Source organism: Streptomyces sp. R41 (genome assembly GCF_041053055.1).
Taxonomy (GTDB): domain Bacteria; phylum Actinomycetota; class Actinomycetes; order Streptomycetales; family Streptomycetaceae; genus Streptomyces.
The window spans coordinates 7,423,447-7,445,494 of sequence record NZ_CP163443.1; the positions used below are offsets into that span (position 1 = coordinate 7,423,447).

General features: G+C 70.6%; 22 protein-coding genes and 5 tRNA genes. 18 read left to right on the plus strand and 9 right to left on the minus strand.

The features are described 5' to 3' along the window. The first annotated feature begins 4 nt into the window (after positions 1-4). The 7 genes from AB5J53_RS33895 (at position 5) to AB5J53_RS33925 (ending at position 2,438) form a co-directional block, all read left to right on the plus strand. Positions 5-964, plus strand: a complete 960-nt coding sequence (locus tag AB5J53_RS33895) for a FlgD immunoglobulin-like domain containing protein (protein ID WP_369249413.1) — start codon at positions 5-7, stop codon at positions 962-964. Positions 965-1,095: 131 nt separating this feature from the next. Further along, on the plus strand, positions 1,096-1,830 hold the full coding sequence (locus AB5J53_RS33900) for an HAD family hydrolase (RefSeq protein WP_369249414.1): 735 nt from the start codon (positions 1,096-1,098) through the stop codon (positions 1,828-1,830). Positions 1,831-1,921: 91 nt separating this feature from the next. After that, positions 1,922-1,993: transfer RNA gene (locus AB5J53_RS33905), tRNA-Gln, on the plus strand. A 42-nt stretch (positions 1,994-2,035) separates the two neighbouring features. Beyond that, positions 2,036-2,108: transfer RNA gene (locus tag AB5J53_RS33910), tRNA-Glu, on the plus strand. Positions 2,109-2,171: 63 nt separating this feature from the next. Continuing rightward, a tRNA-Glu gene (locus AB5J53_RS33915) sits at positions 2,172-2,244 on the plus strand. A gap of 21 nt (positions 2,245-2,265) precedes the next feature. After that, a tRNA-Gln gene (locus AB5J53_RS33920) sits at positions 2,266-2,337 on the plus strand. A 28-nt stretch (positions 2,338-2,365) separates the two neighbouring features. Continuing rightward, positions 2,366-2,438, plus strand: a tRNA-Glu gene (locus AB5J53_RS33925). A 50-nt stretch (positions 2,439-2,488) separates the two neighbouring features. Here the strand turns inward: AB5J53_RS33925 and AB5J53_RS33930 are convergent. Further along, positions 2,489-3,133 (minus strand): MerR family transcriptional regulator, encoded by a 645-nt coding sequence (locus AB5J53_RS33930; RefSeq protein WP_369249415.1) that lies wholly within the window; start codon positions 3,131-3,133, stop codon positions 2,489-2,491. Positions 3,134-3,213: 80 nt separating this feature from the next. Here AB5J53_RS33930 and AB5J53_RS33935 point away from each other — a divergent pair, with 80 nt between their 5' ends. Next, complete coding sequence (locus AB5J53_RS33935) at positions 3,214-3,732, plus strand: DUF4188 domain-containing protein (RefSeq protein WP_369249416.1); 519 nt, start codon at positions 3,214-3,216, stop codon at positions 3,730-3,732. Between the two features lie 69 nt (positions 3,733-3,801). On the opposite strand, the gene ndgR is transcribed toward AB5J53_RS33935, so the two are convergent. After that, positions 3,802-4,518 (minus strand): IclR family transcriptional regulator NdgR, encoded by a 717-nt coding sequence (gene ndgR, locus AB5J53_RS33940; RefSeq protein ID WP_015036427.1) that lies wholly within the window; start codon positions 4,516-4,518, stop codon positions 3,802-3,804. 190 nt (positions 4,519-4,708) lie between these two features. On the opposite strand from ndgR, the gene leuC reads away from it, so the two are divergent. The 4 genes from leuC to AB5J53_RS33960 all read left to right on the plus strand — a co-directional run bounded on the left by leuC (position 4,709) and on the right by AB5J53_RS33960 (position 8,038). Beyond that, positions 4,709-6,133, plus strand: coding sequence for a 3-isopropylmalate dehydratase large subunit (gene leuC, locus AB5J53_RS33945; protein ID WP_369249417.1), 1,425 nt, complete (start codon positions 4,709-4,711; stop codon positions 6,131-6,133). A 5-nt stretch (positions 6,134-6,138) separates the two neighbouring features. Next, positions 6,139-6,732 carry a 3-isopropylmalate dehydratase small subunit gene (gene leuD, locus AB5J53_RS33950; protein WP_369249418.1) on the plus strand — a complete coding sequence of 198 codons (594 nt, stop codon included), beginning with the start codon at positions 6,139-6,141 and terminating at the stop codon, positions 6,730-6,732. A 301-nt stretch (positions 6,733-7,033) separates the two neighbouring features. Continuing rightward, the gene (locus AB5J53_RS33955) at positions 7,034-7,264 is read left to right on the plus strand and encodes a hypothetical protein (protein WP_369249419.1); all 231 of its coding nucleotides are present in this window, start codon (positions 7,034-7,036) and stop codon (positions 7,262-7,264) included. 138 nt (positions 7,265-7,402) lie between these two features. Further along, positions 7,403-8,038 carry an HU family DNA-binding protein gene (locus AB5J53_RS33960; RefSeq protein ID WP_369249420.1) on the plus strand — a complete coding sequence of 212 codons (636 nt, stop codon included), beginning with the start codon at positions 7,403-7,405 and terminating at the stop codon, positions 8,036-8,038. Positions 8,039-8,115: 77 nt separating this feature from the next. Here the strand turns inward: AB5J53_RS33960 and AB5J53_RS33965 are convergent, their stop codons facing one another. Continuing rightward, a complete protein-coding gene (locus AB5J53_RS33965) occupies positions 8,116-8,319 on the minus strand; it encodes a hypothetical protein (RefSeq protein WP_189188945.1) in 204 nt (67 codons plus the stop codon). 101 nt (positions 8,320-8,420) lie between these two features. After that, positions 8,421-9,059, minus strand: coding sequence for a 2-phospho-L-lactate guanylyltransferase (gene cofC / locus AB5J53_RS33970; RefSeq protein ID WP_369249421.1), 639 nt, complete (start codon positions 9,057-9,059; stop codon positions 8,421-8,423). A gap of 140 nt (positions 9,060-9,199) precedes the next feature. On the opposite strand from cofC, the gene AB5J53_RS33975 reads away from it, so the two are divergent. From AB5J53_RS33975 to AB5J53_RS33985, 3 genes are all read left to right on the plus strand, one after another. After that, positions 9,200-9,976, plus strand: a complete 777-nt coding sequence (locus AB5J53_RS33975; protein ID WP_369249422.1) for a lysophospholipid acyltransferase family protein — start codon at positions 9,200-9,202, stop codon at positions 9,974-9,976. Continuing rightward, positions 9,973-10,983, plus strand: a complete 1,011-nt coding sequence (locus AB5J53_RS33980) for an NAD(P)H-dependent glycerol-3-phosphate dehydrogenase (RefSeq protein WP_369249423.1) — start codon at positions 9,973-9,975, stop codon at positions 10,981-10,983. The genes AB5J53_RS33975 and AB5J53_RS33980 overlap by 4 nt, the downstream gene beginning before the upstream one ends. Before the next feature lie 153 nt (positions 10,984-11,136). Beyond that, positions 11,137-12,294 carry a D-alanine--D-alanine ligase family protein gene (locus AB5J53_RS33985; protein ID WP_369249424.1) on the plus strand — a complete coding sequence of 386 codons (1,158 nt, stop codon included), beginning with the start codon at positions 11,137-11,139 and terminating at the stop codon, positions 12,292-12,294. 21 nt (positions 12,295-12,315) lie between these two features. Here AB5J53_RS33985 and AB5J53_RS33990 read toward each other — a convergent pair whose 3' ends face one another. Together AB5J53_RS33990 and AB5J53_RS33995 are read right to left on the minus strand one after the other, a co-directional pair. Continuing rightward, positions 12,316-12,825 (minus strand): DUF3515 domain-containing protein, encoded by a 510-nt coding sequence (locus tag AB5J53_RS33990; RefSeq protein WP_369249425.1) that lies wholly within the window; start codon positions 12,823-12,825, stop codon positions 12,316-12,318. A gap of 20 nt (positions 12,826-12,845) precedes the next feature. Next, the gene (locus AB5J53_RS33995) at positions 12,846-13,079 is read right to left on the minus strand and encodes an Lrp/AsnC family transcriptional regulator (protein ID WP_028802415.1); all 234 of its coding nucleotides are present in this window, start codon (positions 13,077-13,079) and stop codon (positions 12,846-12,848) included. A gap of 206 nt (positions 13,080-13,285) precedes the next feature. On the opposite strand from AB5J53_RS33995, the gene AB5J53_RS34000 reads away from it, so the two are divergent. Both AB5J53_RS34000 and thiD read left to right on the plus strand, forming a co-directional pair. Next, positions 13,286-14,251 (plus strand): thiamine-phosphate kinase, encoded by a 966-nt coding sequence (locus AB5J53_RS34000; RefSeq protein WP_369249426.1) that lies wholly within the window; start codon positions 13,286-13,288, stop codon positions 14,249-14,251. After that, complete coding sequence (gene thiD / locus AB5J53_RS34005; protein ID WP_369249427.1) at positions 14,248-15,054, plus strand: bifunctional hydroxymethylpyrimidine kinase/phosphomethylpyrimidine kinase; 807 nt, start codon at positions 14,248-14,250, stop codon at positions 15,052-15,054. Before AB5J53_RS34000 ends, thiD begins: the two co-directional genes overlap by 4 nt. 124 nt (positions 15,055-15,178) lie before the next feature. On the opposite strand, the gene AB5J53_RS34010 is transcribed toward thiD, so the two are convergent. The 3 genes from AB5J53_RS34010 to rpmB form a co-directional block, all read right to left on the minus strand. Next, positions 15,179-16,411 carry an FAD-dependent monooxygenase gene (locus AB5J53_RS34010; protein ID WP_369249428.1) on the minus strand — a complete coding sequence of 411 codons (1,233 nt, stop codon included), beginning with the start codon at positions 16,409-16,411 and terminating at the stop codon, positions 15,179-15,181. Positions 16,412-16,446: 35 nt separating this feature from the next. Continuing rightward, positions 16,447-19,593, minus strand: a complete 3,147-nt coding sequence (locus AB5J53_RS34015) for a BTAD domain-containing putative transcriptional regulator (RefSeq protein ID WP_369249429.1) — start codon at positions 19,591-19,593, stop codon at positions 16,447-16,449. 218 nt (positions 19,594-19,811) lie between these two features. Continuing rightward, a complete protein-coding gene (gene rpmB, locus AB5J53_RS34020) occupies positions 19,812-19,997 on the minus strand; it encodes a 50S ribosomal protein L28 (protein WP_003993230.1) in 186 nt (61 codons plus the stop codon). A 259-nt stretch (positions 19,998-20,256) separates the two neighbouring features. Here rpmB and AB5J53_RS34025 point away from each other — a divergent pair, with 259 nt between their 5' ends. Then, positions 20,257-21,993, plus strand: a complete 1,737-nt coding sequence (locus AB5J53_RS34025; protein ID WP_369249430.1) for a DAK2 domain-containing protein — start codon at positions 20,257-20,259, stop codon at positions 21,991-21,993. The last annotated feature ends 55 nt before the right edge of the window (positions 21,994-22,048 follow it).

Below are 22,048 nucleotides of genomic sequence, written 5' to 3' on the forward strand. Positions count from 1 at the left end.
GAACGTGACCCGCTCACTAAGACTTGCCGCAGTGGCCCTCGGCGGGGCCGTGGCCCTGACGTGCGCCGTACCGACCGCACCCGCACAGGCCGTGCCCGACGCCGACACGCCGGTCGCCACCGTGCAGCTGAGCCTGACCGTGCCGCGCGCGGCGGCGTCGGCGAGACCTCGATCGACCGCCCCCGCACCGCCGCCGCGATCTGGGGCCAGTGTCTGTGGACCCCGGCAGCACCCAGGGCAGCGTCGTCGCGTACGACCTCAAGGCCAAGAAGAACGTCGCCACGTCGACACCGGCGCCCCCTGCACGCCCACCGAGATCCAGGCCGTCAACACCTGGCTGTACTGGTCCTGCGGCTCGACCGGCCCCGCCGGGGTCTACGACCGCGCGACCGGCCGCGCCATCACGGTCCCGGCCGGGCAGGGCCGCCTCGCCGACGGCTATCTGATCCGCGAGAACCGCACCACGCACGAGCTGCTGCTCACCGACTTCCACACCGGTACGGCGACCACCCGGACCGTCGCCGTGCTGCCCACGGCGGACCGGAACACCGGCGGCAGCACCGGCAGCTGGGCCGTCGACCGCTTCGGCGGCAACGTCGCCCACCTGACGCAGCAGCGCCAGGTGGCGATCGTCACCGCGGGCGTCCCCACCTCGCCGCTCGCGCAGATGGAGGCGCAGACCGACCCCCAGGTGGGCGGCCCGAGCGTCTCCAACCCGTGGCGGCCCGTGTGGCAGCTGAACAAGCCCTCGGCCTGGACGCTGACCCTGAGCAATACTGCGGGCACCGTCGTGCGTATCCAGACCGGCGCCTCCACCGCCGCCGCGGTCCGCGCCTCCTGGAACGCCCAGAACGACTCCGGCACCTATGTGCCGCGCGGCACCTACACCTGGAAGCTCACCGCCGAGCCGCGGGACGGTCAGGGCCCCGCCCTGACCCTGACCGGCACGACAACCGTGAACTGAACGACACGTCCGCCACGCCCGGGATACGGACTCATGAGTATCGAGGCCTGGTCTGGGACATCGATACTGCATTCTTCGGGGGATAACCCCCGAACCCCCAGCCGGGAGCGGCGCCGCGGTACCGTCGGTTCATGAGCATCAAGGCCGTGGTCTGGGACATCGACGACACGATCTTCGACTACACGGCCGCGGACCAGGCCGGGATGCGCGCGCACTTGGCGGCCGAGGGTCTGCTCGACGGGTATGAGTCCGTCGAGCAGGCCCTCGCGCGCTGGCGGCAGGTCACCGATGCGCAGTGGGCGAGGTTCTCGGCGGGGGAGACGGACTGGCAGGGTCAGCGCCGGGAGCGGGTCAGGGTGTTCTTGGAGGAACGGCTGACCGATGCCGAGGCCGACGCGTGGTTCGACCGGTATGTCGCGCACTACGAGGCCGCCTGGGCCCTCTTCCCGGACGTGCTGCCCGCTCTCGACGCCCTCGCCGCCAGCCACCGACACGCCGTGCTGTCCAACTCCAGCCTCCGGGTTCAGGACGGCAAACTCCGCGTCCTCGGGGTACGCGAGCGCTTCGAGGCCGTCCTGTGCGCGGCCGAGCTCGGCGTCTCCAAGCCCGCCGCGGAGGCCTTCCACGCCGCCTGCGATGCCCTCGGGCTGCCCCCGCAGCAGGTCGCGTACGTCGGCGACCACCCGGAGATCGACGGGCGCGGCGCCGCCGACGCGGGTCTGCTCTCCGTCTGGATCGACCGTGGCGGCGCTCACACCGTGGACGACGGCGGACCGGCCGGCCCGCGCCGGATCGCCTCGCTGGCCGAACTCCCCGCGGTCCTCGGCGCGGATACCCGTTTTGGAGCGCCGTCCACCTTCGGGTAATGTTCTTCCTGCGCCGCCGGAGAGCGGGCCGAAAGGCCGGTAACCGGAGGCGCAAGCTAGAACAAGATCCCCACGGGGGATTGCGTTTCAGTGGCCTATGGTGTAATTGGCAGCACGACTGATTCTGGTTCAGTTAGTCTAGGTTCGAGTCCTGGTAGGCCAGCTCGCAGAGCTCATCTGCAAACGCGGAGATCAGATCCGCAACGCCCCCGTTGTGTAGCGGCCTAGCACGCTGCCCTCTCAAGGCAGTAGCGCCGGTTCGAATCCGGTCGGGGGTACAGATCCTTCCCAGGGGGGACAGTCCGGGTCGCACCCGCTGACTCTCATGCAGGATCGCTAGGGCCCCCGTTGTGTAGCGGCCTAGCACGCCGCCCTCTCAAGGCGGTAGCGCCGGTTCGAATCCGGTCGGGGGTACGCAGTTGGTCTAAACCATATTGGTCTATGGTGTAATTGGCAGCACGACTGATTCTGGTTCAGTTAGTCTAGGTTCGAGTCCTGGTAGACCAGCTCGGATCTGCGGAAACGCAAGATCCAGGCCCCCGTTGTGTAGCGGCCTAGCACGCCGCCCTCTCAAGGCGGTAGCGCCGGTTCGAATCCGGTCGGGGGTACAACATGAAGGCCCTTCGCTTCGGCGGAGGGCCTTCGTTGTGCCCGCCGGCTACTCGAAGCCGTACCGCCGCGTCGTCTCCTCCTCCTGGGCCAGCCGGTGCAGCGCCTGCAGCACCGGCTCGTTGAGGATCGCCCCCAGGATCGCGAACTCGATCCGCTCCGCCTCCGACGGGTACGTCTCCATGTTGTCCAGGTCGAGGACGGCTGTCCGGTGCATCAACTCGGCGTACGGCGCGAGCAGTTCGGCCCCGAAGTCGTAGCCGAGCCGGCGGAACGCGGCAACCGCCACCACCAGTGAGCGGTACGCGGGGGAGATGGTCGTGAGCCGCTGGGCGTTCTCCCAGCCGAGTCGGCCCAGGAGCGCGGTGACCTCCTGCTGTGCGGCCTGGACGTACTCGTCGTCCTCGTCCGGCTCCGGCACCTGCGGCAGCGCCCACATCGCCGCGCCCAGGCGGATCGAGCGGCCCAGGGAGTCGTCGTCCACGTGCCCGAGCACCTCGCGCACCTTCGCCACCGGCACCCGGCCCACCTGGATCATCGCCCGCACCAGCCGCAGCCTGCGCAGATGCTCCTCCTCGTACTCGGCGGTCGTGGCGTTGAGCTGGCGGCCCGGCGGCAACAGCCCTTCGCGCAGGTAGTACTTGATCGTCGCGGCGGACACGCCGCTGCGCTCGCTCAGCTCCGCCAGCCGCATCTCTTGCGCCTTTCCTTGGTAAGTGCCACTATCCAAGCATCACCAGAAGGATAGTGGAGCTATCTGATGAGGGGACCGTCATGTTCGCGAAGCCGGTGCCGGGTCATACGACCGCGGCGGCCGAGGGTGATGTGGTGGTGCTGCTCATCGGCATGCGGATCAACCACTTCTGGGCCGTGCACCACTGGCTGCCGGTGTTGCTGGCGATGCCGCGGATGCTGCGCGAGCTGCAGAAGGACAAGAGCCGAGGACTGCTCGGCCATGTGCTGCTGACGGCCTCACCGCGGACGTACTACGTCGTCCAGTACTGGGAGTCCAAGGAGAAGCTCTACTCCTACGCGCACTCGCCCGACATGTTCCACCACAAGGCGTGGGCGATCATCAACCGTCAGGAGCGTGCGGGGAAGCTGCGTCAGCACGTCGGGCGGTGGCACGAGGCCTATGTGGTGCCCGAGGGGTCGTACGAGTCGATCTACGCGGACATGCCGGCCTTCGGGCTCGCGGCCGCGCACGGGGTGCTGCCCCTCGAGAAGCGGGGGCGCCGCGCCGAGGACCGGTTCAGGTACCGGTCGGCAGGCGCGGTCGAAGAAGCCAGGTGACAGGGGGGATCGGGGGAGCGAGGGGGCCTGCCGCGGCGTTGAGGCAGGTCCCCTCGTCGTACCCGAAGGTCAGCCCGTGCGGCGCAGGGCCTCGGAGAGGCGGGCGGCGGCGTCGATGACCGCCTGGGCGTGCATACGGCCGGGGTGGCGCGTCAGGCGCTCGATCGGTCCGGAGACCGAGACGGCGGCAACGACTCGGTTCGAGGGGCCGCGTACCGGCGCGGAGACGGACGCGACGCCCGGCTCGCGCTCGCCGATGGACTGGGCCCAGCCCCGGCGTCGTACGCCGGAGAGCGCGGTGGCGGTGAAGCGGGCGCCCTGGAGGCCGCGGTGCAGGCGCTCCGGCTCCTCCCAGGCCATCAGGATCTGGGCCGAGGAGCCGGCCTTCATGGTGAGCGTGGAGCCGACCGGGACGGTGTCCCGAAGGCCCGACAGGCGCTCGGCCGCGGCGACGCAGATGCGCATGTCGCCCTGGCGGCGGTAGAGCTGCGCGCTCTCGCCCGTGACGTCCCTCAGGTGCGTGAGCACCGGTCCGGCCGTCGCGAGGAGGCGGTCCTCACCGGCGGCCGCGGCCAGCTCGGCGAGGCGGGGGCCGAGAATGAAACGGCCCTGCATGTCACGCGCCACCATGCGGTGGTGTTCAAGTGCCACGGCGAGGCGATGTGCCGTGGGTCGTGCCAGTCCGGTCGCCGCGACCAGGCCCGCGAGGGTGGCCGGACCGGACTCCAGAGCGCTCAGGACAAGGGCTGCCTTGTCCAGAACGCCGACGCCGCTACTGTTGTCCATGCAACGATACTCGCGTCTCACTCTGTGAAACGCAAGTTCAATTTTCGGTGGAACGCGCCACCCTTGTAGACACAGCGGCCCGCGGACCAACGGGCCCGGCGGCAGGCGTCCGGTACGAGGGGTACGAGCGCCGCCGCCCCGGAAATCTCTAGTTGGGCCGGCGCCACACAGGCCGGCCGGAGGGAAAGCGATGGGTAGGACACTCGCGGAGAAGGTCTGGGACGACCATGTCGTCCGGCGCGCCGAGGGCGAGCCCGACCTCCTCTTCATCGATCTGCACCTGCTGCACGAGGTGACCAGCCCGCAGGCCTTCGACGGTCTCCGTCAGGCGGGGCGCCCCGTGCGCCGTCTCGACCTCACCATCGCCACCGAGGATCACAACACCCCGACCCTCGACATCGACAAGCCCATCGCGGACCCGGTCTCCCGGGCCCAGCTGGAGACGCTGCGCAAGAACTGCGCCGAGTTCGGTGTACGGCTGCACTCGCTGGGCGACGTCGAGCAGGGCGTCGTACACGTGGTGGGACCGCAGCTGGGCCTGACCCAGCCCGGCACCACGGTCGTGTGCGGTGACTCCCACACCTCCACGCACGGCGCCTTCGGCGCGCTGGCGTTCGGCATCGGCACCTCGCAGGTCGAGCACGTGCTGGCCACCCAGACGCTGCCGCTGGCCCGCCCCAAGACCATGGCCATCACGGTCGACGGCGAACTGCCCGAGGGCGTCACGGCCAAGGACCTGATCCTGGCGATCATCGCCAAGATCGGCACGGGCGGCGGCCAGGGCTACATCCTGGAATACCGCGGCTCCGCCATCGAGAAGCTCTCGATGGAGGCCCGGATGACCATCTGCAACATGTCGATCGAGGCCGGCGCCCGCGCGGGCATGATCGCCCCCGACGAGACCACCTTCGCGTATCTCAAGGGCCGCGCGCACGCCCCCGAGGGCGAGGAGTGGGACGCCGCGGTCGCGTACTGGAAGACCCTGAAGTCGGACGCGGACGCGGAATTCGACGCGGAGGTCGTCATCGACGCCGCCGCGCTGGCGCCGTTCGTCACCTGGGGCACCAACCCGGGCCAGGGCGCGCTGCTTTCGGCGTCCGTCCCCGACCCTGCTTCGTACGAAGACGCTTCGGAGCGCCTGGCCGCCGAAAAGGCCCTGGAATACATGGGGTTGACCGCCGGACAGCCGCTGCGCGACATCAAGGTCGACACCGTCTTCGTAGGTTCGTGCACCAACGGCCGTATCGAGGACCTGCGTGCGGCCGCCGCGATCGTCGAGGGCCGCAAAGTCGCCGACGGCGTACGGATGCTGGTGGTCCCCGGCTCCGCGCGGGTCGGTCTGCAGGCGGTCTCCGAGGGCCTGGACGTGGTCTTCAAGGAGGCCGGCGCCGAATGGCGGCACGCGGGCTGCTCCATGTGTCTGGGCATGAACCCCGACCAGCTGGCCCCCGGTGAGCGCTCGGCGTCCACCTCCAACCGCAACTTCGAGGGCAGGCAGGGCAAGGGCGGCCGTACGCACCTGGTCTCGCCGCAGGTCGCCGCCGCGACCGCCGTGCTGGGCCACCTGGCCTCGCCCGCCGACCTGTCCGACGCCCCTGTGCCCGCTGGAGTCTGAGAGTCATGGAAGCATTCACCACGCACACCGGCCGGGCCGTCCCGCTGCGCCGCAGCAACGTCGACACCGACCAGATCATCCCCGCCCACTGGCTCAAGAAGGTGACCAGGGACGGTTTCGAGGACGGGCTGTTCGAGGCCTGGCGCAAGGACTCGTCCTTCATCCTCAACCAGCCCGAGCGCAAGGGCGCCACGGTCCTGGTCGCAGGACCCGACTTCGGTACCGGCTCCTCCCGCGAGCACGCCGTCTGGGCGCTGCAGAACTACGGTTTCAAGGCCGTCATCTCCTCCCGCTTCGCGGACATCTTCCGGGGCAACTCGCTCAAGAACGGCCTGCTCACGGTGGTTCTGGAGCAGAAGATCGTGGACGCGCTGCAGGAACTCACCGAGCAGGACCCCGAGGCCGAGATCACGGTCGACCTGGAGGCCCGCGAGGTGCGCGCCGAAGGCATCACCGCCGCCTTCGAACTCGACGAGAACGCCCGTTGGCGGCTGCTGAACGGCCTGGACGACATCTCCATCACCCTCCAGAACGAGGGCGACATCGCGGCGTACGAGACCAAGCGGCCGTCGCACAAGCCGAAGACGCTGCACGTCTGACGCGCGGGCCGGATTCACGTCCGGTCGATCGCCTGATACTCGGCTCACGCAAGGCTGATTTCAGCCACCGCAACACCCCTCTGTACCCCCAATCGTGGACGGTTGGGGGTACAGCTGTGTCTGCCTTCGGACGGCTCCGGCGCGCCGCTTTGGAGGGCTCCAACTCCCCTAGTTACAAAGGCTATTGCCTGGGTACGCGCATCTTGGCCCCGCGTCGTGCCGAGGTGCTCCGAACCCCCTCCGGGGACGGCAGTTACCCCCTGCGCAGGCGACAACTCGCCCCAGATGGCACAATCTGTGCATGGAACACGACGGCCAACTCGAGCTCTACGTGGCAGTCGCGGCCCAACTCAAGGAAGCGCACACAAGAGTGCGCGCACTGCAAGTCCCGGAGGGCGTACGGATGGCGCTGACCCGGAAGCTGCTGGTCATTACGGCCGTGGCCAAGCACGATCTCGCCGATGCGACAAGGCGTCTGGAGCGGTTCACCAACGACCTCGACGAGGGTCGATTCCTCGAAGAGGAACGCTGAGGAACTTCGCTACAGCCCGAGTTCGTTGCGGCACAAGGGTGATTAGCCCGTTTCGTGTTTGATTTGCGGTATATATCTGCCTAACGTGCGAAAAAGCTTGAACGCATTCGTTCGGGCAATGTCTCCGAAGGGGAAGACGTGAACAAGGCGCAGCTCGTAGAAGCGATTGCCGACAAGGTCGGCGGGCGTCAGCAGGCCGCCGACGCGGTCGACGCCGTACTGGACGCCATCGTCCGTGCAGTTGTCGGCGGGGACCGGGTCTCGGTCACCGGCTTCGGTTCCTTCGAGAAGGTCGACCGTCCGGCTCGTTACGCCCGCAACCCGCAGACCGGGGAGCGTGTTCGGGTCAAGAAGACCTCTGTGCCGCGCTTCCGCGCGGGCCAGGGCTTCAAGGACCTGGTGAGCGGCTCGAAGAAGCTCCCGCGCGGTGGCGAGGTCGCCGTCAAGAAGGCGCCCAAGGGCAGCCTGACCGGCGGTGCCGCCGCCACGGTCAAGAAGGCCGCGGCCAAGAAGGTCACCGCCAAGAAGGCCGCGGCCAAGAAGGCTGTGGCGAAGAAGGCCCCCGCCAAGAAGGTCACCGCCAAGAAGGCCGTGGCGAAGAAGGCCCCCGCCAAGAAGACCACGGCGGCCGCCAAGAAGGCCACGGCGAAGAAGACCACCGCCAAGAAGGCGACGGCCAAGAAGGCCCCGGCGAAGAAGGCGACGGCCAAGAAGGCCCCCGCCAAGAAGTCGACGGCTCGCAAGACCACCGCCAAGAAGACCACCGCCCGCTAGAAGCAGGGGCGCAGGGGCAACTCACGCGCCGGGCCGGGCTCCCCTCGGGAGCCCGGCCCGCGGCGTGTGCGCGACGTCTAGAGCGTCTGCAGGGTGACGAGGGTGATCCGGAGGGCCTCGCCCTCGCCCTCGGTCTCGATACGCACCCGCTGGCCCGGGCGCAGCAGCCGCAGCCCGCCGGCGTCGAACGCCGGGCCGTCGAAGGGCACGGGGGTGCCGTCGTCGAGCAGCACCTGGCCGCTACGGGTCTCGGGGTCGTATGTGTACGCGGTCGCCTGCATGGGGGCAGCCTACGGGCCCTTGAGGGCGCGGGGCTGTGGCATATGCGGCTTCGCCGCGTGGGCGCGACCGGCCATGGACGGCTCGCGGCCGTAGAGCCCACCTACTGCCCGGGAATCAGCAACCGCGCCGCTGCTTCCGCCGTGCGCGGCCCGACCCCCAGCGCCAGCGCGGCCCGCAGATCATCCCCGGTGTCCACGTCCTGCCGTACGGAATCCACGGCGTCGAGCCGGAGTTCCACGGCACCCGAGGCGCGATGACGAGCCCGGGAATCCGTACCGAAAGCCGGAAGCAATTCCCGCCTCGGCCCGGCGGCCAGCAGAGTTGTACCGATTGCGTCGGCATCCGGCAGAAATGCGCGGGGGAATTCGGCGGCCGCATCGAGTACCCGCATCAATTCCGCGGACCGCAGGGCGGGAAGATCGGCGTTGAGGGCCGCCACGGCACTGTCGGGGCGCCAGGACCGTACGACCCCCGCTCCGTGCGCCAACGCGGCGTTGAGGCCGCCTCCCGGCTCGTCCGCGACGATCCGGGCGCCGAGCGCGGCCAGCTCCCGCCCGGCCAGGGCGTCGTCCGTGACTACCGCCACATCGCGGACCGCCGCACAGGCCAGCGCGGCCGCCACGGTGTCCTGCGCGAAGGCGAGGGCGAGCCCGGGGCGCAGTCCGTCGGCGGCCGTGTCGGCCAGTCTGCTCTTGGCCCGCGCCAGGGGTTTGAGGGGTACGACCACAGTCCATCGCACGAGTGTTCCACCCTCCCTTGTCGCGCCCCATTGTGACCCGGCCGCCCTGGCGCTCCGGACGCCGGGGCGTACCGTGTTCTCGACAGACAGGCGGCCTGGGGCGACACTTGTGCCGCCAGGCCCTAGAGGAAGGTGTCCGCGTGCCCCGCCGCAGAATCGGCTTCTGGTACCGCTTCGCAGCGGTCCTCTGCAAACCGCCGCTGGTGGTTCTGATCAAGCGGGACTGGCGCGGAATGGAGAACATTCCGGTCGAGGGCGGATTTATCACCGCGGTGAACCACAATTCGCATGTGGATCCCTTCGCGTATGCGCACTATCAGTACAACACCGGGCGTGTTCCGCGATTCCTGGCGAAGGCGGGCCTTTTCAAGAAGGGATTCGTCGGGGCCGCGATGCGCGGCACCGGACAGATCCCCGTCTATCGCGAGAGCACCGACGCGCTGAGCGCCTTCCGGGCCGCGATCGACGCCGTGGAGCGCGGCGAGTGCGTCGCGTTCTACCCCGAGGGCACCCTCACCCGCGACCCCGACGGCTGGCCGATGACCGGCAAGACGGGCGCCGCGCGGGTCGCGCTGGAGACCAAGTGCCCGGTGATTCCGGTCGCCCAGTGGGGCGCCAACGAACTGCTGCCGCCCTACGCCAAGAAGCCCAACCTCCTTCCGCGCAAGACCCACCACGTGCTCGCGGGCCCGCCGGTGGACCTCTCGCGCTTCTACGACAAGGAGATGAGCCCGGACCTCCTGAAGGAGGCCACCGAGGTCATCATGGCCGCCATCACCGCGCAGCTGGAGCAGATCCGCGGCCAGAAGGCGCCCGTGAAGCCGTACGACCCCCGTGAGGTGCGCATCGCGCAGCGCCGCAGGGCGGCGGCGAAGGAAAAAGCGAAGGCACAGCAGGAAGAGGGGCAGGGCACGTGAGCAAGCCGGTCAAGGCGGCCGTCTTCGGGACCGGATCGTGGGGCACCGCGTTCGGCATGGTGCTCGCCGACGCGGGATGCGACGTCACCCTGTGGGGCCGCCGTGCCGAACTGGCCGCGGCGGTCAACTCCACCCGGACGAACCCGGACTACCTGCCCGGTGTCGAACTCCCCGAGAACCTGCGGGCCACATCCGACCCCGCAGAGGCCGCCGCGGAGGCCGACTTCACGGTCCTCGCGGTGCCGTCGCAGACGCTGCGCGGAAACCTCGCGGAATGGGTGCCGCTGCTCGCGCCCGAGACCGTCCTCGTGTCCCTCATGAAGGGTGTCGAACTCGGCTCCACCATGCGGATGAGCGAGGTGATCGAGGACGTCGCCAAGGTCGGCGCGGACCGTATCGCCGTGGTCACCGGGCCCAACCTCGCCCGGGAGATCGCCGCGCGGATGCCGGCCGCCGCCGTGGTCGCCTGCCGCTCCGAAGCGGTCGCCCAGCGCCTCCAGTCCGCCTGCCACACGCCGTACTTCCGCCCGTACACCAACACAGACGTGGTGGGCTGCGAACTCGGCGGCGCCGTCAAGAACGTGATCGGTCTCGCCGTCGGCATCGCGGACGGCATGGGCCTCGGCGACAACGCCAAGGGCTCGCTCATCACGCGCGGGCTCGCGGAGACCACCCGGCTCGGACTCGCCATGGGCGCCGACCCGATGACGTTCTCCGGACTCGCCGGCCTCGGCGACCTGGTGGCCACCTGCTCCTCGCCGCTGTCGCGCAACCACACCTTCGGCATCAACCTCGGCAAGGGCATGACCCTCCAGGAGACCATCGCGGTCACCAAGCAGACCGCCGAGGGCGTCAAGTCCTGTGAGTCCGTGCTGGATCTGGCCCGCAGGCACGGCGTCGACATGCCCATCACGGAGACCGTCGTCGGCATCGTCCACGAGGGCAAGCCGCCCGTCGTCGCTCTCAAGGAGCTGATGTCGCGCAGCGCGAAGCCCGAGCGCCGCTGAGCATCGACGCGGTGCGAGCTGTCGTCCGACGGCTCGCACGACAGCTCGTCCGGCGCTGAGGATCAACGCTGTGCGACCACTCGCGCGACGCTGAGCAACGGCCGTCGTGGGGCGCTGACTCACCGCCGTACCAACGGGTACTCTCAACGCGATATGAGCACCGAGAACCTCCCCCAGAGCCCTGAGCAGCCGCCTCGCAAGCCGCGCGTGGCCGTCGTCTTCGGCGGCCGCAGCTCCGAACACGGGATCTCCGTGGTCACGGCCGGCGCGGTGCTGCGCGCCATCGACCGTACGAAGTACGACGTCCTGCCGATCGGCATCACCCGGGACGGCCGTTGGGCACTCACCGCCGACGAGCCGGAGCGGATGGCCATCATCGACCGGCAGCAGCCGAACGTCGAGCAGCTCGCCGAGTCGAGCGAGGGCGGCGTGGTGCTCCCCCTCGACCCGGCCAACCGCGAAGTGGTCTACAGCGAGCCCGGATCGGTCCCCAAGGCCCTGGGCGAGGTCGACGTCGTCTTCCCCGTGCTGCACGGCCCGTACGGCGAGGACGGCACCCTCCAGGGCCTCCTGGAGCTCTCCGGGGTCCCGTACGTCGGTTCGGGCGTGCTCGCCTCGGCCGTCGGCCAGGACAAGGACTACATGAAGCGGGTGTTCACCTCCTTCGGGCTGAAGGTCGGCCCGTACGTGGTGATCCGGCCCCGCGAGTGGGAGCGGGACCAGTCCGCTGCCCGCAAGAAGATCATCGACTTCGCGGGTGACCACGGCTGGCCGCTTTTCGTGAAGCCCGCGCGCGCGGGGTCGTCGTTCGGCATTACGAAGGTCGACTCCCTCGAAGGCCTCGACCAGGCGATCGAGGAGGCTCAGCGGCACGACCCGAAGATCATCGTGGAGGCGCTGCTGCGCGGCCGCGAGATCGAGTGCGGGGTCCTTGAGTTCGAGGACGGGCCGCGCGCCTCCGTCCCCGCGGAGATTCCGCCCGTGCAGTCCCACGAGTTCTACGACTTCGAGGCGAAGTACATCGACTCGGCCTCCGGGATCGTGCCCGCGCCGCTCACCGAGGAGCAGACGGCCGAGGTGCGGCGGCTGGCCGTCGAGGCCTTCGACGCGGCGTCGTGCGAGGGTCTCGTCCGCGCGGACTTCTTCCTGACCGAGGACGGCGAGTTCGTGATCAACGAGATCAACACGATGCCGGGCTTCACGCCGATCTCCATGTACCCGCGGATGTGGCAGGAGACGGGCGTCAGCTACCCGGAGCTGGTGGACCGCCTGGTGCAGGCGGCGCTGCGCCGGTCGACGGGGCTGCGCTGAGCGCGTCCTACAGCCCTCGTGTCAGTTGGCGATCCCCTTGGGGATCGCCTTCTTGATGGACGCGGCCACGTCGACGAGCATGCCCGAGGTGTCCCGCCCCTTGGGCACGGTCACCTCGACGTACGCGCTGCGGTTCGCGGTGGTGAAGCGGGTCGACCCGTCGTCCTGCTTCTCCATCAGCCAGTCGACGCCGTTCACGGTGCCACCGACCGCCTTCGGGTCGTCGCCGAGGGCCACCTTCGGGTCAATCATCTTCGGAGGCCGCTCGACACCGCAGCGCAGTATGATCGCCGGGCTTCCCCAGCCCGCGGTCAGCGCGGACCGGGGCTCGGGATCCTTGCGGCCGAGGCCGTCCACCTTCCGCGGCAGCACCTTGTCCAGGTTCTGGCACAGCTTGGTGACCTTCGCGTTCGGGCTCGGAACCGAGACCGACGCGTTGTCGTCTGCTGAGGAGCAGCCCGCAATCGTGATCAGCAGCGCGAGGACGGGCAGCCCGAAGAAAGCGGTGTGCCGGTGACGGAAGAAGTTCACCGGCCAAGGGTAGACGGGGGCTACAGGTGCACGACCGGACAGGTCAGGGTGCGGGTGATGCCGTCCACTTGCTGGACCTTCGCGACCACCATGCGGCCGAGTTCATCGACCGTGTCGGCCTGGGCCCGCACGATGACGTCGTACGGTCCTGTCACGTCCTCGGCCTGGATCACCCCCGGGATCTTGCTGATCGTCTCGGCGACGGTCGACGCTTTGCCGACCTCCGTCTGGATCAGGATGTACGCCTGTACCACGGAACCTCCAGGGCGGCCACGAGGATCATGTGGGGAAAAGGAACGCCACGGTATCGCGTTGCCGCTCGCCGCGGGGAGACCCGCGGTGGCTGGGGCTTGCGCGCCGGGGTGCACGGACTGCACAAGTTGACGGTCAACTCGACCGTACCGAGTACGGAGACGGCTCGCGACCGGGCACGGGTAGCGACAGAGGGAGCACTACGATCATGAAGGGCACCGTGGGCGAGTTGGGGGAGTTCGGGCTCATCCGAGAGCTCACCTCGCGTCTCACCACCACCCCGGCGGTCCGGGTCGGCCCCGGCGACGACGCCGCAGTGGTGGCCGCGCCCGACCGCAGGGTCGTGGCGAGCACCGACATCCTCCTGGAGGGACGGCACTTCCGCCGCGACTGGTCCACGGCGTACGACGTGGGGCGCAAGGCGGCCGCGCAGAACCTCGCGGACATCGCCGCGATGGGCGCCGTACCGACCGCGCTGCTGCTCGGCCTGGTCGTCCCGGCCGAACTCCCGGCCACCTGGCCCTCCGAGCTGATGGACGGGCTGCGCGACGAGTGCCAGGTCGCGGGCGCGGCCGTGGTCGGCGGCGATGTCGTACGCGGTGACACGATCACCATCGCGATCACCGCGCTCGGTGATCTGCGCAACCACGAGCCGGTCACCCGGGCCGGCGCCCAGCCCGGTGACGTCGTCGCCGTGACGGGCTGGCTGGGCTGGTCGGCGGCCGGGTACGCGGTGCTCTCACGGGGCTTCCGCTCGCCGCGCGCCTTCGTCGAGGCCCACCGGCGTCCCGAACCGCCGTATCACGCGGGTCCCGCGGCGGCCGGGCTCGGCGCGACCTCCATGACGGACGTCAGCGACGGGCTGATCGCCGACCTCGGGCACATCGCCGAGGCCAGCAAGGTGCGCATCGACGTCCGCTCCGGCGACATCGACATCCCCTCCCAGATGAACGACATCGGGCAGGCCGTCGGCGTCGACCCCCTCCAGTGGGTGCTCACCGGCGGCGAGGACCACGCGATCGTCGCGACCTTCCCGCCGGACGTGAAGCTGCCCGCCCGCTGGAAGGTGATCGGCGAGGTGCTCAACCCGTCGGCGCTGCCGCAGGTCACGGTGGACGGGGCGCCCTGGACGAGCAAGGGCGGCTGGGACCACTTCGGGGACATCGAGTCATGAGTGCCGTGGGCGCGCCGCCCAGGGTCCTGACGGTCGCGGGCTCCGACTCCGGTGGCGGTGCCGGGATCCAGGCCGACCTGAAGACGATGCTCGCGCTCGGGGTGCACGGCATGAGCGTGATCACCGCCGTCACCGCGCAGAACTCCCTGGGCGTCCAGGGCGCTTGGGAGCTGCCGGTGGAAGCGGTGCGCGCCCAGTACCGCAGCGTCGTCGACGACATCGGCGTCCAGGCGGTCAAGACCGGCATGCTCGCCTCGGCCGAACTCGTCGAGGCCGTCGCCGAGTTGATCGGCACGACGGACGCGCCGGCCGTCGTCGACCCGGTCGGCATCTCCAAGCACGGGGACTCGCTGCTCGCCGCGTCCGCGCTGGACTCGGTACGGACGAAGCTGCTGCCGGTGGCTACCGTGGCGACGCCGAACCTCGACGAGGTGGCCCAACTCACCGGTGTGCGGGTCGAGTCGGAGGACGATCTCGGGCGAGCCGCGGCGGCCGTGCTGTCGTACGGGCCGAAGTGGGTCCTGATCAAGGGCGGTCATCTGCCCGGTGACGCTGTGGACTTGCTCACCGACGGCTCCGAGGAGCACTGGCTGCGGGCCCCGCGCCACGACAACCGGCACACGCACGGCACGGGCTGCACCCTGGCGTCAGCCATTGCTTCTGGGCTGGCGAAGGGGCAGACCGTGCCGGAGGCGGTGGCGGCGGCAAAGGAGTACGTCACCGGGGCGATCGCGGCCGGGTTCGCGCTGGGGGGCGGGATCGGGCCGGTGGATCATGGGTGGCGGTTCAGGGCCGGCGCGTAAGCGTTTTTGTGCGGGCGCGTATGCGCTTGCGTACGGGGTGGTGTGTCAGTCGTACGGGGTGGTGTGTCAGTGAGCGTTTGCGTGCGGGGCGCGCAAGCGTTTGCGTAAACGCTTGCGCAATCGTTTACGGGCGCGGGTACTCCCGCAGCTTGATGTCGGTGGCCGCCTTCTCGGTGAGCTTCTTGAAGAAGCGGGCCAGGGGGCGGGAGCTGAGGATCCGGTACATCCGGTCGCGGCTGCGGATCCGCCGCTCGGTGGGCGGGGCGAAGAACGGGCCGGCGTTGCCGGAGATCTTCTGGCAACCCTTGGCGAAGTCCCGGATCCGCGTCTCGTACTCGGCGAACGCGGTGCGGTGGTCGCCGCCCGCGAGAGCCAGCTCCCCGGCCAGGACGTACGCACCGACGATCGCGACACCGGTGCCCATGCCGCCCATGGTCGCGCCGTACCCGGCGTCCCCGAGCAGCGCCACACGGCCCTTGGTGAGCCGGTCGATGTGGATCTGGGCGATCGCGTCGAAGTACAGGTCGTCGGCCTCCTCCAGGGCCTTGAGGACGTGCGGCGTGTCCCAGCCCATCCCGGCGAACCGCTCGGCGAGGATCCGCTTCTGCGCGGCGACGTCCCGGCGGTCGTACTCCAGCTTCTCGGAGCGGAAGACGAGCAGCGCGCCCGCGCGGTCCGGGTCGCCGTCGTAGTTGCTGACGGAGACCGCCCGGCCCGGCTCGCTGTAGATCTGGGCGGTACGGTCCAGGCCCAGGTGGTTGGGGATGTCGAAGCCCGCCACATAGTGGTCGAGGAAGCGCAGGTGGCGGGACTCGTCCCCGAAGGCCAGGCGGCGAGTGAGGGAGTGCAGTCCGTCGGCGCCCACGACGAGGTCGAAGCGGCGGGGCGCGCCGCGTTCGAAGGTGACGTCGACGCCTTCGGGAGACTCGGTGAGCGTGGCGATCGAGTCGCCGAAGACGTACTCCACGCTGTCCCTCGTGCGCTCGTACATGATCTGTGCCAGCTCGCCGCGGAAGATCTCCACGTCGCCGCTCATCATCTCGGCCGGCAGGTCGACGCGCGGGCTGCCGTCGGCGTCGACGACGATCTGGCGGCCCATGTGGGTCTGGCGGGCGTGGATCTCGTCCCAGACGCCCATGGCGGTCAGGACGGTCCGGTGGACGTGTCCCCGGAAGTCGACCGCGAACCCGCCCTCGCGGAGAGCGGCGGCCTTCTCGATGACGGTGACGCGGGCGCCGTACCGGGCGAGGTTGAGGGCGAGGGCGGGGCCGGCGATGCTGGCGCCGGAGATCAGGACGTCGAGGTGGGCGAGTTCGGTGGTGTGGTCGGCAGGCTTGGCCGTGTCGTTGTTCGTCATGGTCAGGAGCTTCGCCGGAGGCGCTGACCGTGCCCTTACCGTTCGCTGACCGCCGCTGACCCGAGGCTCCGGCCCTGCTGAAAGGCCTTTTCGTATGCCTCCGGAGAGAGCTCTTTCCGTATCTGGTCCCTGATGCGGACGATCTCGGGGTCGCCCTCGGGCGCGGTGCCCCGCAGGGCGACGGCCGCGCCGAGCAGGACGGCGGCGCGCTCGGGGCTCTCGGCGACGCACGCCAGCGCCTCGGTGGCGTCGGCGAGTTCGAGACCGCCGTGCACCTCGAGGGCGAGGGCATGGGCCTGGACGAACCAGTCGCGGGCCTCGTCGGCGCATTGCTCGGCGAGGGCGGTACGGCCCAGGCCGATGAAGATCCGTACGGATTCGCCGACGCTGAACCAGTTCCCGGCACAGGCCTCCAGGGCGTTTTCGTAGCGCCCGCGCGCGCGTGCCGTGTCCCCGGACAGCCGGGCGGTGTCGCCCAGACCGCGCCGGGCCGCCGCCACCTTGTCGGGGGCACCGGCCGTACGGGCCAGGGAGGCGGCGTGTGTGTAGTGCTCGGCCGCCGCGTCGAGGTCCCCCAGGTGCAGCAGGACGGTGGCGCGGCGCTGCACCAGGTCACCGGTCTCCTCGGGCGCCGCCAACTCCCGTACGTAGGTCAGGGCCTCGTCGATCAGCTCCAGGGCCCGCTCATGGTCCCCGCGCTGGTCGGCGAGCATGGCCAGTGGGTCGAGGCAGTTGGCCAGGCCCCAGCGGTCTCCGGTGGCCCGGAAGCCGGCCAGACCACGGGTGAGCGCCGCCTCGGCCGCGTCGGGCCGTCCGGCGAACAGCTGCTGGAAGCCGTCGCCGAGCTCCATCAGGGCCAGTCCCCAGGGGGCGTCGCCGACCTGTGTGCGCACCTGCTCGTCGGTGACTCGGCGCGGCCCGTCCGCGACGGACCACATCACGAACGTGAACGGCAGGCGCAGTGGGTGGTGCAGGGAGCCGAGCAGGACAGCCGCGCGGTCGAGGTGTTCACGGGCGGCGGGATCGTCGTCATCGGCACCACCGGAGATCGTGTTGAGCAGGCAGAGGACGTACTCCTCCGCCAGGGCCTCCGGGTGAGCGTCGCCCACGGCCGCCAGCAGTTCGCGGGCGAGCGGCACCTGCTCGCCGTGCAGGCCCCGTAGCCGCCAGAACCAGGAGAGGGCGGCCATGAGGAGCAGCGCACGGCTCGTGTCCGTGCGCACGAGGTGGCGCAGGGCCGCGTCCAGATTGGCATGCTCGGCGCCCAACCGGGCCAGCCACGGGAGTTGGCCACCGCTGCGGAGATGCGGTTCCGCCCCCTCGGCCAGGCGCAGGAAGTACGCGGCGTGGGCGGCTCGCAGGTGCTCCTCCTCGCCCTGCTCGGCGAGGTGCTCGGCGGCGTACGCGCGGATGGTCTCCAGCATCCGATAGCGCCCGTCGGAGACTTCCAGCAGCGACTTCTCCGCCAGCGAGGCCAGCAGATCCTCCGGATACGGCACCCCGCACACAGCCTCGACCGCATCGAGAGTCGCGCCCCCGGGGAACACCGTCAGCCGCCGCGCCAACTCCCGCTCCTCGTCGTCCAGGAGGTCCCAGCTCCACTCCACGACGGCGCGGAGGGTGCGGTGGCGGGCGGCTTTGGTGCGGTCGCCCCGGGAGAGCAGCCGAAAGCGGTCGGCGAGACGGGCGTCGAGGCGGTCGGCGAGCTCGTCGGGGGTGAGGGTGCGCAGCCGGGCCGCGGCCAGTTCGATGGCCAGCGGCAGTCCGTCGAGCGCGGCACAGATGTCGGCCACGCGCGCGTGCCCCTCGAAACCCGGCTTCACAGCGGCCGCCCGGTCCACGAACAGCCGGGTGGCGGGCTCCGGCGGCAGCGGGGGCACCGGGCACAGCACCTCACCCGTGATCCCCAGGGACTCGCGGCTGGTGGCGAGGATCCGTACACCGGGGCAGGTCCCAAGAAGCAGCGCGGCGACCCGGGCCGCGTCCTCGACCAGGTGCTCGCAGTTGTCCAGCACCAGCAGCAGCTCGCGGTCCTCCAAAGCGGCGAGGAGCCGCTGCGTGGTGTCGGTCGCTGGCGTGCGGAAACCCTCGCGCACACCGAGTGCGGTGAGGATGGCGAACGGGATCTGGGAGCCGTCGGTGAGGGTGGTCAGTTCGACGAAGCAGACGTCTGCGTAAGCGTTTACGCGAGCGTCTGCGTAAGCGCTTACGCAAGCGTTTGCGCAGACGCTTGCGCGGGCGTTTGCCTGCTCGTCGGCGACGGCGCTCACGTGGGCGTTTGTGGCGGCGTTTGCGTGCGCGCTCGCGACCTCTGTCGCGAGTCGGGTCTTGCCCGCGCCGCCGGGTCCCGTGAGGGTCACCAGGCGAGCCTCCGCGAGCAGCGTGCCGATCTGCCGGAGCTCGGCGCCGCGGCCGATGAAGCGCGTCAATTGGGCGGGGACGCGCCGTTGGGCGGGAGCCGCGCCCTTGAGCAGCTCCAGGTGGAGTGCGGACAGTTCGGGCGACGGATCGGCGCCCAGTTCGTCCGCGAGCGTGCGCCGTACCTCCTCGTACACCGTGAGCGCCTCGGCGGGCCGTCCGCCCGCGTGCAGGGCCCGCATCAGCTGCCCGTACAGCCGCTCGCTCAGCGGGTGTGCGGTGATCAGTTCACGGAGCTCCGGTACCAGTTCGGGGCCGCCGCCGAGTGAGAGTTCGGCGTCGACGCGGTCCTGTACGGCGGCGAGTCTCAGCTCGTGGAGCCGGTTGACCTGGGCGTGCGCGTCGGGGAGATCGGCCAGCGCGGGGCCGCGCCACAGGGCGAGCGCCTCCCGAAGCGTGGCCGCCGCGCCTGTGTGGTCGCCTCGGGCGAGGGCGGTGCGGCCCTCACCGGCCAGGCGCTCGAAGCGGTGGGCGTCGACGGCGTCGGGAGAGACGTCGATGCGGTAGCCGGTGGGGCTCGCCTCGATCTCCGCGTGCGGGCCGAGTCGCTTGCGCAGCCGGGAGACCTGGGATTGGAGGGCGTTGGCAGCCCCGGCCGGCGGCTCGACCCCGTACAGGCCGTCCGTCAGCCGTTCCGTGGAGACTGTGCGCCCCGCGTCCAGGAGGAGCAGGGCGAGCAGGGCGCGGGGGCGGGGGCCGCCGGGGTCCAGGGGGCTACCGTCTGCGGTGCGGATGTCGAGGGGGCCCAGGATGCCGAAGCGCATTGGGCAGATTCTGGCAGGTCGCGCGGAGACGGGTGAGGGAAACCGGGGGCTACGCGCGCGTGAGGGCCGCGGGGAGGCGGAAGAGAACCCGAGGCGGAAGGGAACCCGGGGCGAGGAGAACCCGGGGCAGAGGAGAACCGGGCAGCAAAAAACCGGCCCACCGTGAGGTGGACCGGCTCAGTGCAAGCGAACCAGCAGTGGCCGCGCGCTAGCGGTTGTCAGCGCGAGACCTTGCCGGCCTTGATGCACGAGGTGCAAGCGTTCACGCGCTTCGGCGTCCCGCCGACCACGGTACGGACGCGCTGGATGTTGGGGTTCCAGCGACGGGACGTACGGCGGTGCGAGTGCGAGATGTTGTTGCCGAAGCCCGGCCCCTTGCCGCAGACGTCGCAGTTGGCAGCCACGGGTCACTCCAAAGACTTCAGATGCACTTACGGTTGATCCCGGCATGCCGGAATCAAGATCTAGGATCTGAGTGGCGGTGCCAGGGGGAAGGCCCGATCGGATCGGGCAACTGGAGCAGCATACAACGACTGCGTCCGGAGAACGAAACTACCATGGCTGGCCCGGGCCCCGCTCCGGCCCTCCTCAGGGCCCCCTACCGGTAGTAACCCGTCCTGGGTCTACGCTGCGTCCCACGTCCAGCAGCTCAAGGAGGCGCAGGTGCCGCAGGTGCCGCAGACATTGGATGCTCTCGCGGTGCGCACCTGGTGCGGGCTCGCGCTGGAGGCGCTGGGACGGGCGCGCGAGGAGATCGACGCGATCAATGTCTACCCGGTGGCCGACGGAGACACCGGGACGAATCTGTATCTGACGGTGGAGTCGGCTGCCGCTGCGGTCGAGGCGGTCTTCGCGGGCTACGAGACCGTCGCCGCTACGAGCGAGGCACGTGCGGGCCATGACGCCGCGTCCGCGGGGACCGGGCGGCCCTCCCTCGCCGACGCCGTGCGGGCGATGGCGCACGGGGCGCTGATCGGGGCCCGCGGCAACTCCGGGACCATCCTCGCGCAGCTGTTGCGCGGCATGGCGCAGGTGCTCGCCGCCGACAGTGAGACGGCTCACGCCGACGGCCAGGGCCTGCGGCTCGCCCTGCGGCAAGCCGCGGACTCCGCGCGCCAGGCCGTCGCGCACCCCGTCGAAGGCACGGTCCTCACGGTCGCCTCGGCCGCCGCCGACGCGGTCACCGGCGCCGAGGGCGACTGCGGAACGGTCGCGCGCGCGGCCTACGAGGGGGCGCGGGCGGCCCTCGCCGCGACCCCCGGGCAGCTGGCCGTCCTGGAGCGCGCCGGCGTGGTCGACGCGGGCGGACGGGGGCTGGTGGCGGTGCTGGCGGCACTGGTGGAGACGTTCACGGGAGAGGCGCCCGGGGCGCTCGTGTCCCCTGTACTCGACCACGCGCGCGTGGTCGCGGCCGTGAGCGAAGTCGTCGACGCGCATCCCGAGGTGTGTGTGGACGGGCCGGGGGCGGACGGCGGGCCCGCCTTCGAGGTGATCTATCTGCTGGAGGCGGAGGACGCGGCCGTGGCCCGGTTGCGGGACCGGCTCGACGTCCTGGGGGACTCGCTCGTCGTGGTCGGCGGCGACGGGCTGTGGAACGTCCATGTGCACGTGGACGACGCGGGCGCCGCCGTGGAAGCGGGCGTCGAGGCCGGGCGGCCGTACCGGATCAGGATCACGCACTTCGGCCTCGGGGACGTCCATACCGCGGGCGCGGCCGGTCGACCGCCCAGGGAGCGGGCGCAGCGCGCCATCGTGGCCGTCGTGCCCGGTGAGGGTCTGGCCGGGCTGTACATGGAGGCCGGGGCCACCACCGTGCTCGCGCGGCCCGGGGAACCGCCCGCCAGCGGGGAGCTCGTCGAGGCCGTACGGCGGGCCCACGCGCGCGAGGTGGTGCTCCTGCCCAATGACGCGGACCTGCGCCACACGGCGGCCGCGGCGGCCGAGCAGGCGCGCGCGGAGGGCGTCCGGGTCGCGTTGATCCCGACCCGGTCCGCCGTTCAGGGCATTGCCGCGCTCGCCGTGCACGAGCCGGAGCGCCGCTTCGACGAGGACGTCGTCGCCATGACCTCGGCGGCCGGGGCCACGCGCTACGCCGAAGTCGCCGTCGCCGAGCGGCAGTCCTGGACCATGGCCGGCATCTGCCAGGCCGGCGACGTCCTCGGCCTCATAGACGGCGATGTCGCCGTGATCGGCTCCAACATCACCGGCACCGCAGAAACCGTCCTCGACCGCATGCTCGCCGCCGGCGGCGAAATGGTCACCCTCGTCCTCGGCGACGAGGCTCCCGACGCCATTGCCGCGCACCTCGAATCCCGGGTGCGGGAGTCGTACTTGGCGGTGGACACGGTGGTGTATCGGGGTGGGCGGCAGGGCGCGCTGTTGTTGATCGGGGTGGAGTAGCGGCTGCGGGTGGGTGGGGTGCGGGCGCCGGGTTCTTCGCCCCCTCCGCCCCTAC